Source organism: Streptomyces sp. NPDC045695, from assembly GCF_056432025.1.
The window spans coordinates 27,711-38,467 of sequence record NZ_JBWKJU010000037.1 but is presented as its reverse complement, the minus strand read 5'-3'; the positions used below and the strand labels follow the sequence as shown (position 1 = coordinate 38,467).

Annotated in this window: 11 protein-coding genes and 1 pseudogene; 4 read left to right on the top strand and 8 right to left on the bottom strand. The window is 69.6% G+C overall.

What is annotated here, in order from left to right:
* Positions 1-406: 406 nt before the first annotated feature.
* From AC07DU_RS33525 to AC07DU_RS33505, 5 genes are all read right to left on the bottom strand, one after another.
* Positions 407-1,300 carry an AraC family transcriptional regulator gene (locus tag AC07DU_RS33525; RefSeq protein ID WP_479115694.1) on the bottom strand — a complete coding sequence of 298 codons (894 nt, stop codon included), beginning with the start codon at positions 1,298-1,300 and terminating at the stop codon, positions 407-409.
* A gap of 509 nt (positions 1,301-1,809) precedes the next feature.
* Positions 1,810-2,190, bottom strand: a complete 381-nt coding sequence (locus AC07DU_RS33520; RefSeq protein ID WP_479115692.1) for an FKBP-type peptidyl-prolyl cis-trans isomerase — start codon at positions 2,188-2,190, stop codon at positions 1,810-1,812.
* Positions 2,191-2,545: 355 nt separating this feature from the next.
* Positions 2,546-2,761: a hypothetical protein gene (locus tag AC07DU_RS33515; RefSeq protein WP_479036299.1), complete on the bottom strand. Its 216-nt coding sequence runs from the start codon at positions 2,759-2,761 to the stop codon at positions 2,546-2,548.
* A gap of 223 nt (positions 2,762-2,984) precedes the next feature.
* Positions 2,985-3,203: a hypothetical protein gene (locus AC07DU_RS33510; RefSeq protein WP_479115690.1), complete on the bottom strand. Its 219-nt coding sequence runs from the start codon at positions 3,201-3,203 to the stop codon at positions 2,985-2,987.
* A gap of 363 nt (positions 3,204-3,566) precedes the next feature.
* Complete coding sequence (locus tag AC07DU_RS33505; protein WP_479115688.1) at positions 3,567-4,163, bottom strand: hypothetical protein; 597 nt, start codon at positions 4,161-4,163, stop codon at positions 3,567-3,569.
* A 41-nt stretch (positions 4,164-4,204) separates the two neighbouring features.
* Between AC07DU_RS33505 and AC07DU_RS33500 the strand changes: the two are divergent.
* A pseudogene (locus tag AC07DU_RS33500) lies at positions 4,205-4,495 on the top strand (ATP/GTP-binding protein); the annotation flags it as partial.
* On the top strand, positions 4,492-5,127 hold the full coding sequence (locus AC07DU_RS33495; RefSeq protein ID WP_479115686.1) for a TniQ family protein: 636 nt from the start codon (positions 4,492-4,494) through the stop codon (positions 5,125-5,127). The pseudogene AC07DU_RS33500 and the gene AC07DU_RS33495, both read left to right, overlap by 4 nt.
* Before the next feature lie 89 nt (positions 5,128-5,216).
* Here AC07DU_RS33495 and AC07DU_RS33490 read toward each other — a convergent pair whose 3' ends face one another.
* Positions 5,217-5,654 carry an Lrp/AsnC family transcriptional regulator gene (locus AC07DU_RS33490; RefSeq protein ID WP_479036310.1) on the bottom strand — a complete coding sequence of 146 codons (438 nt, stop codon included), beginning with the start codon at positions 5,652-5,654 and terminating at the stop codon, positions 5,217-5,219.
* A gap of 170 nt (positions 5,655-5,824) precedes the next feature.
* Here AC07DU_RS33490 and AC07DU_RS33485 point away from each other — a divergent pair, with 170 nt between their 5' ends.
* On the top strand, positions 5,825-7,102 hold the full coding sequence (locus AC07DU_RS33485; RefSeq protein ID WP_479115684.1) for an ArgE/DapE family deacylase: 1,278 nt from the start codon (positions 5,825-5,827) through the stop codon (positions 7,100-7,102).
* 551 nt (positions 7,103-7,653) lie between these two features.
* On the opposite strand, the gene AC07DU_RS33480 is transcribed toward AC07DU_RS33485, so the two are convergent.
* Both AC07DU_RS33480 and AC07DU_RS33475 read right to left on the bottom strand, forming a co-directional pair.
* On the bottom strand, positions 7,654-8,418 hold the full coding sequence (locus tag AC07DU_RS33480; protein WP_479115696.1) for a MerR family transcriptional regulator: 765 nt from the start codon (positions 8,416-8,418) through the stop codon (positions 7,654-7,656).
* 180 nt (positions 8,419-8,598) lie between these two features.
* Positions 8,599-8,982, bottom strand: a complete 384-nt coding sequence (locus AC07DU_RS33475; protein ID WP_479115682.1) for a hypothetical protein — start codon at positions 8,980-8,982, stop codon at positions 8,599-8,601.
* Between the two features lie 753 nt (positions 8,983-9,735).
* Between AC07DU_RS33475 and AC07DU_RS33470 the strand changes: the two genes are divergently transcribed.
* On the top strand, positions 9,736-10,757 hold a 1,022-nt coding region (locus tag AC07DU_RS33470), incomplete at its 3' end, for a DUF6777 domain-containing protein (RefSeq protein WP_479115680.1).

The window sequence follows — 10,757 nt, the reverse complement described above, 5'->3', positions numbered from 1 at the left end:
AGGGGTGTTGAGTAGGGGGGGGAGGGAAAGGCGGGGGAAGGCCCCCCCACTTGGCGTTGGGGGGGGGGGGGGGGTGGTTTTGGGGGGGGGGGGGGGGGGGGGGGGGGGGGGGCCCCCCCCCCCCCCCCCCCCACCCCAGCCTCCGAGGCCGCCGGCCGCGCCATTGGAACGAGTCCGCCCATGTGCGTGCCCAGGGCCGTTCTTGGTTCGCTGGAGCTTCCGGAGACGATCCCGAAAAGGCGGCCTCATCGGCGACGCGGCGGCCGCTTGACGGGCTGCGGTGATCAGCCCTCCCCAGCGCGCCTCCCGGCCGGCTCCTCGTTCGCGGGGGGGGGGGACCCGGCATCCTGGACCCGGACCTGGACGTCGCCTGCCCGCCCGAAAGACGACGTCCACGTCCCGGTCTTCACTCCCCGTTGCTCCCGCTGACCCGTTCGACCGGGATCCACAGCTGGGAGTCCGTCTCCGCGCCGATCTCCACCGGCTGTGTCCGCAGCAGCTCCGGACCCGGCCGGCTCGCGTACGGGTTCGAGGGGAACCACTGCGTGAACACGTCCCGCCACAGCTCCTGGAGGGCGCTCGGATACGGCCCGTGGTTGTCGAAGACCGCCCAGGCCCCTGCCGGTACGTCGAGGGCGTCGAGCTCCTCGGCGGCCGCCTCGGAGCCGGCGACCACACCGATCCAGTAGTCCACCTCAGCGCCCTCCTCCCGGCTGTCGGTCAGGTGGACCACCGCCGACAGGACGCCCTTCGGCTCCCCGTCGGCCAGCTTCTTCATCGTTACGATCGCCTGCTCGTCCAGGCTCTCCACGTGTGCCGCGGCCGCCGCGTTGACCCCCTCGTGCACGAGGGGGACCCGCGCCTTCCTGCCGACGACCCGAAACGCTTCCCTCTCGACGATCCGATACCGCATGGTCGTGCTCCCTTCGACGACGACACGGAAGGACATGCGCGACTGCGCCGTGAGCGTCGCACCCGTGCGCCGGGCCTCGCCCGGCCCGATGCCGTGCACCGACCGGAACGCCCGGGCGAACGCCTCGCCCGAGCCGTACCCGTACCGCACGGCCACGTCGAGCAGCGTCCGCTCCCCGCCCAGCACCTCGGCCCCGGCCAGCGTCATGCGCCGGCGCCGTACGTACACGGAGAGCGGCATCCCGGCGAGCGCCGAGAACAGGCGCCGGAAGTGGTACTCCGACGTCATCGCGATCCGCGCGACTTCGACGATGTCGACCTCCCGGCCGGCCTCCGCTTCGAGGCAGCGCTCGATGTGGTCGAGCGCCTCGTTGAGCTGCTCCAGCACGGGTGCGTGTCCTTCCCTCTGATGTCTTCACCGTACGAATCACGCCCCTCCCAGGACCCGATGATCCGTGCCCGGAACGATCGGGTGACCGATTGCGTCACGAGCCCAGAGCGATCGGCGCGCGTCTGACGTGCGGTGTGTACGCCGCGTCAACGGCTACGGCTTCGTGCGGGGCCGGAACCACCACCGCCGGCGAAGAAGAAGGGCGGGTTGCTGCGGCTTCAGCAGATCCTGCTGAGCGCGAGGTCACCGCGCAGATGACCGGCTCCGCGGAGTGCACGGCCGCCGGCCCGCCGTCGCCCGACCCGGCGGTCCAGCCGACGTGGACGCCCACTGCCGTGGCACCTGCCGCTTGTGGACCCCGAACGCTGACGCGTGCTGTCACTGGCGAGCGAGCGCTCTTCTGTGTGGCGACGCCTGAAGGGCGCACGGGTGTGGTGTCGCGGTTTCAGCCGAGCAGGTGCTACCCGGCCTGGGTTCCGGACGGGGAGGCCGGGCAGCAGCAGGCCTCAGACTGCGACCGAGAGCAGGTCCACCACGAAGACGAGCGTCGAGCCCGCCGGGATCAACGGCGAGGGCGACTGCTTGCCGTAGCCGAGGCGCGGGGGAACGATGATCTCGCGTCGGCCGCCGACCTTCATCCCCCTGATGCCCCGGTCCCAGCCCTTGATGACCCGGCCGCCTCCCACGGCGAACTTGAACGGCTCACCCCGGTCCCAGGAGGCGTCGAACTCCATACCGGACTCGAAGGTGACCCCCACGTAGTGAACCCGGACGACCCTGCCCGGCTTCGCCTCGGGCCCGTCCCCGACGACGAGGTCCCGGATGGTCAGCTCGGTGGGAGCAACACCCTCCGGAAGGTCGATCTCGGGCTTCGTCAGTTCACTCATTGCAGCCTCATTCACCCTCCGCCGGAAGCCCTCGTACGGACCAGCCGGGTGCATGGTCACTCCATGCGGTAGGTGATCACGCTACCGAGAATGCTGATCCCGTGGAGTGCATCCGACCCGACGGAGCGCGGCACCGGACGTCGACAGGTGCTCCACATCTTGAACCTGCACCGTCGCGCCGAGCGCATGCGTCTACGGGTGCTGGTCACCGGCTGGCAGCCCCAGCCCCAGCCCCAGCAGTGCATGGCCACCGTGGCCGGCATCCCCGGGCCCAGAGCGGGCGCCGGCGAGCGCCACGCCCTGGCGTCGCTGCGGCCCGGCACGGAGCAGCATTTCCGCCGGTGCGGAGGGTGCTTCAAGGGGACGGGTCCCACCCCTCGGGGCCAGCGCCTCGCCACTCCACGAAGTCGGGATCGGTGAGGTCCACGTCCTCGGTGTTCTCCAGCCCGGCGGCCGTGAGGAAGACACGAATGTCGGACGGCCCGTGCGCGACCCCGATGGCGACGCCGTCGTAGCGCACCCGGCGCCATCCCTGCTCGTCGGGCGGGTAGACGATCAGCTTGGCGGACATGCGCCCAGCCTCTTCCCCGCCCTCCCCAGTGGCACCTTTTGCGCGCGAACGGGTGACGCACGCCCCGGGAAGCGGATTGCGGCCTCTCACGGACAGCCGCACCGGAGGCTTCGGCGGCGGGGTAGGTTCGGAGGTACGGGGTGCGGCTCTGGCCACCGAGGCCGCGACGGGGGTCGCACCCCGACACTGCGAGAGTGCCCGGCCCGGCGGGTGCCTGCAGCTATCACTCCCTCGTGCGGGTGGAGCCGCGGCCGTCGGCGAACCGCTGCGCTTCCACCGCCGTCGCAGCGGCCATGAAGACAATCGACGAGCAGCACATCGCGAGCCCGGCCTGGTAGCGCTGGCCATCACCGGCGGGGACGAGGACATCGTCCAGGCTGTCATAGCCACCCTGGGGGAACGCCGAGCACAACGCCGCGCACCGGTGATCGGAGCTTCGCATCCGCCTTCCCCACCCCCGCCCCCTGCGGCACTGAGAACACTGCGCCGAGGACTTCGGCGAAACTCACCACCGCGACCGGGGGTCAGTGCTCAGCAAGCGCCAGAGGGGTGAGGTCATGGTGGTGGCTCCGATGGCGTGGACGCCGCTCAGAGTAAGCCAGGCGTGCTCGGCCTGGATCACGACGCCAACGCCCTGGTGGTTGAGCTGCCTGGAGCCGGTCAAGCGACCTGCTACGGAGCCAGCCCTCCATTCGACTTCGGCGAGCTGGGCTGGGCTGGGCTGGTGGGGCTCACCTGGGTCTGGGGGAGGTCGGGGCCGTTCATGCGCCGTCGAATACCTGAACCGTACAGGTCAACTTGTCGATCAGCCTGAGCGTTCGGCGGAAAGGGCGTTGAAGAGGGCGGCGCCGCGTTCCGCGTCGTCGACACTCACGGCGAACTCGGTGCCGTTGCGGGGGTGAATGACCAAGCACTCACCGGCCCGGAGCATGACGGTGGTGCCCAGCCCGCTGAGCCGGTAGCCCCAGCCGCCCACCTGTGCCGGCGTACGCCTCTCCGCGCGCGCCGAGACGATGTCTTGGGGAGCCCAGCGGCGTACCGGCCAGCCGAAGGGTCCGAAGGACACCTCCAGCCCGGCCCCCGTCACGCGGGCCTGCACCGAGGAGCAGGCGAGCACCAGGATCGAGGCGATGGCGAACGGGGCGATCAGTACCCACTGCAATCCGATCAGGCCACCCGCGGCCGCCACGACCGCGGCCGCAGCCACCAGGCCCGTGAGCGCGGCGGTGAGGTAGAGCCAGGGATTGGAAGTCCGGGAGAGCCAGACAAGGTGCTCCCCCGCCGGGATCTCCATGACGTCGCCCCCAGCGGGCTGCCCCGTCGCAGCGGGGAGCGCTGTGCGGCGGCCTGCCAGCCAGCCGAGCACACCCGCCGCCACCGCGGCAGCAGCCGTGATCGCCACTCCAGCGCCAACCGCACCGGCGTCCTTCCAGTCGGCCCGGTTCCCGCCCCTTCCCTTACAACAACGAATGGAAGGGCCTGGTCGCCACCATGGAGGACACCCTGCGGCTGCACGACCACCGCCCCGGCACCCTCACCGGCCTGGACCGCTTCCTGCACAACCACACCGGCGGCATGATCGGATCCCTCTCCCACGCCATCCGCGGAGCCGCCCTCGATGCCATCCTCACCGGCAGCGAGAAGATCACCAAGAAGAGTCTCCAGGCCATCCCCCTCGACCACACCGCCCACACCGCGGCGTCGATGGCCACAAAGACCGCTACTTCCCGATGAACAGCGAGCTACCGCCCCGGTTTGCGCCCCTGCCGATCCGACTCCGCCTCTGTCTCGGAGAATCCGCCAACTCGTACATCCGGCGCCTGGCTCGTGCCAACCATCTCAAGCCCAGCTTCCTGCACTGCTATCTCTGCGGCCCACCGCAGTGGTTCGGCAAACCACTCCTCGAAAACCTCGCCACGACCGCAGGCCACTCGCCCGAAGCACTCGAACGTGCCCTCGCTGACGCCAACGCCCTGGGCGGCACGAACAGAACACGCCGACGCCTCCCCAGGAAGAACCCCTTCACCCGGCGCCAGGGATTGGCCCACCGCATCGCCCAAGACGCCCTTGAAGGCATACAAATCCGCACGCTCGCAAAGCGCTACAACCTCCGGTCCTGGGACGTCCGCTTCGCCCTGGAGCTCCCACGCCTGACCACCGCAGAGACGGGTCTGCTGACCCAGCCCATCACAGGCGAACTCGCCGACCTGGTAGAGAGCCTGATCAACAGAAGGCTCAACGGAAGGCAGATCTGGACAGAACTCATGGACCACCACGACTACTTGGTCACGTACGACAGCATCCGCCACTACATCCGATACACACGACCCCGAACAGCGTCAGCACGAGCAGAATCGTTGATGTGACTGAGCGTTTGAGTTGGTCCCTTTGAGCGGTCACAGTTGGCCGGCGGACGACGCGAGCCTCGGCACTCGCGGTGATCCCATGGTGTCGATCACACGCGAGGCCGGTTCAACAGCCGGGAGAGCACGATGGCGCTCTCGGTCCGTTCGACAGGAGCGGTGGCGCGCACGCGTTGGATGGCCTGTTCCAGGTGGGGGATGTCTCTGGCGAGCATGTGGACCACCGCGTCGGCGGCGCCGGAGACGGTACAGGCTTCGACGACCTCGGGGATGTCCTCCAGGGCCTGGCGCAGTTCGGCGGGGGTGGGATTGCCGGTGCAGTAGACCTCGACGAAAGCCTCGGTATGCCAGGCCAGCGCCTGAGGATCGACGAGAGCGGTGAAACCGCGGATCGCGCCGGTGGCCACCAGACGGTCGAGACGCCGCTTGGCAGCGGGCGCGGACAGCCCGGCCGCCTTGCCGATCTGGGCGTACGTGGCCCGTGCGTTGTGCAGCACGCAGCGGATGATCGCTTCATCGATGGCGTCCATGATCCCACTCCACACGTCAGAGCCTGCGGCGCAGCGCAAGAATCAGCCAGGAACCGGCTGACATTGCAAGAAAGCGACAGCAGGCAGCAGCAAATGGCGATTGCTTGCGTTGATCCGCTGAACATAGTCTCCGGCTTGTCCTGATGTCACGTGCCGGGAGCAGTGTTGAGATGACAGCAAGCCTGAGCGGTGTGGAAGCCTCGGCACTGGCCGCGGTGGACGAGGCGGCCATCGCCCGGTTGCTGCTGGAACTTCTCGTTGTTCCGAGCGTGACGGGGAGCGCCGCGGAGTCCGAGCTTCAGCACGTCCTGGCCCGGCATCTGGAGCGGATGGACCTCGATGTCGACCTGTGGTCCATGAACCTGCCCGAGCTTCGTGCCCATCCCCGTTTTCCCGGCAGCGAGGCCCCGCGCACGGAGGCGTGGGGCCTGGTGGGCGGCACGCGGCCCCAGGGCGACGGGCCGACCCTGGTCCTCCAGGGGCACGTCGACGTCGTCCCTCCCGGGGACCTGGCGCAATGGGAGGGTGGCCCCTTCCGCCCCCGGGTTACCGGGGACGTGGTGCACGCACGAGGAGCGTGCGACATGAAGGCGGGGGTGGTGGCGATACTCGCCGCCCTGGCCGCGATACGGGGGGCGGGCGCAAGGCTGCGCGGCCAGGTGTCCGCGCACTTCGTAGTCAGCGAAGAGGACGGAGGACTCGGAGCGTTCGGCACCCTCCAACGCGGCCACACCGGTGACGCCTGCATCATCACCGAACCGACCGGCGGCGCGCTCATGACTGCGAACGCCGGCGCCCTGACCTTTCGCATCCAAGTACCCGGCCGGGCCACCCACGGCAGCACCAGATACGTGGGAGTGAGCGCCATCGACGCATACCTGCCCATCCACCGAGCGCTCGCCGATCTGGAAGCCCGCCGCAACGCCGGCGCCGACCCGCTCATGTCCGAATACCCCATCCCCTACCCGCTGTCCGTCGGCACCGTCCATTCCGGCGACTGGGCCAGCAGCGTGCCCGACCTGCTGGTGGCCGAGGGAAGACTGGGCGTCCGGCTGGGCGAGGATCCGGCCCGGGCACGGACCGAACTGGAGGCGTGCGTGGCCGAAGCCTGCGCGGCCGACTCCTGGCTGCGCTCCCACCCCGCCACGGTGACGTGGCCCGGCGGGCAGTTCGCCAGCGGACGGCTGCCAGCCGGGCATCCGCTTGCGGCCCAGGTCGGCGACGCGCACGCCGACGTCACCAGCGGCCCTCGACCTTCTGAGCGAGGCGCCCCTTACGGCAGCGACCTGCGACTGTACTCCGGGGCGGGCATCCCCACACTGCAGTACGGCCCCGGCGACGTACGCCTCGCACACGGTCCACAGGAACAGGTCCGCGTGAGCGACATCGTCACCGTCACCCAGGCACTGGTGCTCGCCACACTGCGCACGGTCGGCACCAAGCAGTAGCCGCGAGCCCCACCCCCCTACCGGCAAGTTGACATCCAACCTAGTCGGCCCAGGTCACAGGGCTGCACACGACTAACTTCGATGTCAAAGGACACCACCCTTGTCTGGGGTTCCCGGGGCCTGCGGCCTGGGGCGTTCAGTTCAAGTGGCGGGCCGGTCAACTGGTGGCCGCCTTGTCATCGGTGGCACTGCGGCGTCGGCGGACGGCGAACACAGCGCCGCCGCCCGCCGTCAGGAGTACTCCTCCGTCCGCCAGCAGCCATCCGGTGGCGTCCGCGCCGGTTCGTGCCAGGACCCCGCTGAAGCGGGGAAGCCATGCTGGACGGGGGCGGGCCGAGGACCGAGGGCCCGGGGGCCCCGGGGGGTGGACCGGCCAGCTGCCCGGCCCCCGGCGTCAGCCTGTCCGACGGCATGACCGGCGGCGTGGCCGGGTTGGTGGGCGGCTGGGTCGTCTTTTCCTCATTGGGCGTGGCGGCGAAGCACAACTCCTTGGACAGCCATTCGCCTCTGGCTGCGCTCATGACTGCCGAACAGTCCTCAGGCGCATGCGCTCAGCTCAGCCGGGCATCGGCGTACACGGCCATCGCATCGCGCTGGTAGACGGCGAGACCGTCGGCGATCTTGTCGAAGTTGGCCCGCATCTGCGGGTCGTCGACATAGCTCTGGCCCACTCCCTTGTACGCGGCCGCGGTCGGGGTCCAGAACCGGCAGATGTCCTGGTAGTTGGCGTCCACCTCGGCCTGTACCGCAGGGTCGGATACCGGCGTGCCGGCCACCATGAACTCCGCCATACGGATCATCTGCGCCGTCACCTCACGCTGCCAGTGCTCCGTGTCCTCGGAGGTCATCGCCTCGACGGCCTGCCGGGACTGCTCCCACGCCTGCGGGCACCGCTCCCGTACCTCGGCCTCGGCCTCGGAGGGGGCCTGGAACCCTTCGAACAGGTTCTCCGGCTTGTTGATCTTCGTCATGTGGCTCTTGTCCTTACCTTCTTCCAGTTCGGCGATGGTGCGGCCGACCGTACGGGCCAGCGTCTCCAGCCGGTCCCGTTCCGCGAGCAGCCGTTGTTGATGCTCACGGAGCACGGCCACCTGGTCGAGCTGGCTGTCCAGAACCGCCTGGATCTCGCGCAGCCCCAGGTCCAGCTCCCGCATCAGCAGGATCTGCTGCAACCGCAGCAGATCGGCCTCCTCGTAATAGCGGTGCCCGTTGCTCCCGATCCATGCGGGCGGCAGCAGGCCGATGTCGTCGTAATGCCGCAGCGTCCGCGATGTCACCTTGGACATCCGCGCCACCTCCGCGATCGACCAGGCCATGGCCGGTGCCTCCCTCGCCGGGCCGGTCTCTCCGGCCACACGCATGACCGTAGAAGTTGCCGCAACGGAAAGCGCAAGCCCAAGCCCTTTGGACAGGCACCAGGAGCCTGAACCGTCGGACAGACCCTCGACAGTCGGCCCGGCCGGCCAGCCAGAGCGTCACATCCTGAAGCTTGTCGTCTACACGGCGGCCTGGCGAAGGCGAGCCAGGAGGGCCTGGGCCGCGGTGGCGTCCGCGCCGAAGAACTGGGTGGTCAGCGCGGGTGGCACGGCCGTTCCGTGCAGGCGGACCTCGTGACACCTGAAACAGAACGCTGCCTCGAACAGCGCCAGGCCCAGAGAGTCCTCGTACGCCCGGATGCTCCAGCCTGGCGAGAAGCCGCAGCGATGCTGTTCGCCGCCAGGCAGGTTCTCGATCAAGGTCAGCGCTTCGGTGGCCTCGTCACCGGCCCAGTCGGCGACGACTCTGCCGGGGTACGGCACGCCTCGCCCGGCCGGGATAGCGGAGATCCTCACCACCTCGATCAGCACAGTGGCGGCAGCGGCTTCGGCGGGGAGCTGCATGTGCGCAGTCTGCCCCCCAGGGCGACGCTGTGTCGCGGGCAGAACCCGCCGCGAGGCCAGCGCTCGGACGCAAGGGCAACTGAAGCTCCAAAGGGCCAACTGTCGGGGTATGACGGCGCTTCCGTGACGACTACGGTCGAAGGGGCCTTCGGCGGGCCGGCCTGGACCCCAATGTCGTCCGCCTGGACGATCCGCCCTGCCCGCGTGGTCATTTCCCAGGACTGGGGAGAAGGGTGGGCATGTCTGCCGGGTGTGGCCTGTGTGTCGCCTGTCAAGTCCCGAAAGCTCGCGGCATGACGCGACCCGAGGGGTGGGGGCTTACTCAAGGTGTGGGCTCAGGCAACAGCTGGTCCACCCGTGTCGGCTCGTGAGGAGACGGGCCCGTCCGGCCGCCTCTTCACCCTTTTCCCCCGGAGCGGAATTTCCATGATCCACGCCTCGAAGACGTGGAGGCCTTAATGACGATAAGGAGCGAGCAATGCGGATTTCTAACGTTTTCCCGATGGCCTACGTCGGGGGGAGAGTGTCGTGAGTTCCCTGCCTCCTTCGTCCGAGCGGCCCACCGGCCCCCCGTCCGGTCCGCTGTCCGGTCGGCCGACGAATCAGCAGCCTCCGCCCTCGGAGCCTTCGCCGCCGCCCGGGTCGCCGCCACCGCCGGGGCCTCTTGGCCCGCCGACCGGCGGGCCGGGTGGGCCAGGTGGGCCGGGCCCGCGCCTGGCTGGGCCGGCTCACGGGTGGCGGTCGCGCAGAACCGTGCTGAGTGCCAGCGCCGTGGTGGTGATGGCGACGGCGGTGGTCTTGGCCTTCACCGTCATGGGCGGGAACCAGGCAGCCGGCGGAGAGGTCTTCCTCCAGCCCGCCTCGGCGGCCGGCCCCGATCCGTTCACCCCCTCGACGGCCACGGAGTCCCAGGACGCCGCGGTCACACCCGCCACCTCTGGCCAGTCGAAGAACGGCAGGAGGGGCAGTGACGCCACGCGCGCCCTGGAGGTCAACGGCGGGCATCCGGGGCTGTACGGGGGCACGCGCAACGTCGGGAGCTGCGACGTCGAGAAGCAGATCAAGTACCTCACCCAGCACCCGGCCAAGGGGAAGGCCTTCGCCGCCCCCTTGAACATCCAGCAGCCCGATATCCCCTCCTATCTGCGGTCCTTGACTCCCGTTCGGCTGAGCTGGGACACCCGGGTCACCAACCACGGGTACAAGAATGAGGCGCCCACCAGCTACCAGGCGGTGCTGCAGGCCGGCACGCCCGTCCTGGTGGACGACCGCGGCGTGCCCCGCGTCCGCTGCGCTTGCGGCAACCCCCTGGGCCCACCCGTCGCGGTCAAGGGCATGCAGACGTACAGCGGCAAGGAGTGGTCGTCGTTCCGGTCCTCCGACCTCGTTGCGGTCAAACCCGCCGAGAAGCCGGTCAAGACCGTCACGATGTACGACCAGGACCGCAAGGGATGGTACGAGCGCCCGAGCGGCGACGTGCAGGGCAAGCATGACCACGAGGTCCCTTCCCCCAAGGGCCAGACACCCGACTCGCCGTACCCGGTCCTGCCCCCGCCCCATCCCGGATCAGTCGACAAGCCCCTCCACAAGGACGAGGTCAAGGAGCACGACAAGGACAAGGGACCGGGCCATGACCCAGGCAAGGAACCCGGGAACGACCCCGGCCACGACCCTGCGAACGACCCCGGGAAGGCCCCAGGTAACGACCCTGGCAAGGGCACCGGCAAGGACCCGGGCGAGCACCCCGGCCAGAACCCGGGCAAGAACCCCCGTAA

What these genes read in the sequence shown, in the direction of transcription:
- AC07DU_RS33495 (WP_479115686.1), top strand. Translation starts at nt 4,492, where the DNA reads ATGAACAGCGAGCTACCGCCCCGGTTTGCGCCCCTGCCGATCCGACTC.
- AC07DU_RS33480 (WP_479115696.1), bottom strand. Translation starts at nt 8,418, where the DNA reads ATGGCCTGGTCGATCGCGGAGGTGGCGCGGATGTCCAAGGTGACATCG.
- AC07DU_RS33490 (WP_479036310.1), bottom strand. Translation starts at nt 5,654, where the DNA reads ATGGACGCCATCGATGAAGCGATCATCCGCTGCGTGCTGCACAACGCA.
- AC07DU_RS33520 (WP_479115692.1), bottom strand. Translation starts at nt 2,190, where the DNA reads ATGAGTGAACTGACGAAGCCCGAGATCGACCTTCCGGAGGGTGTTGCT.
- AC07DU_RS33485 (WP_479115684.1), top strand. Translation starts at nt 5,825, where the DNA reads ATGACAGCAAGCCTGAGCGGTGTGGAAGCCTCGGCACTGGCCGCGGTG.
- AC07DU_RS33475 (WP_479115682.1), bottom strand. Translation starts at nt 8,982, where the DNA reads ATGCAGCTCCCCGCCGAAGCCGCTGCCGCCACTGTGCTGATCGAGGTG.
- AC07DU_RS33510 (WP_479115690.1), bottom strand. Translation starts at nt 3,203, where the DNA reads ATGCGAAGCTCCGATCACCGGTGCGCGGCGTTGTGCTCGGCGTTCCCC.
- AC07DU_RS33515 (WP_479036299.1), bottom strand. Translation starts at nt 2,761, where the DNA reads ATGTCCGCCAAGCTGATCGTCTACCCGCCCGACGAGCAGGGATGGCGC.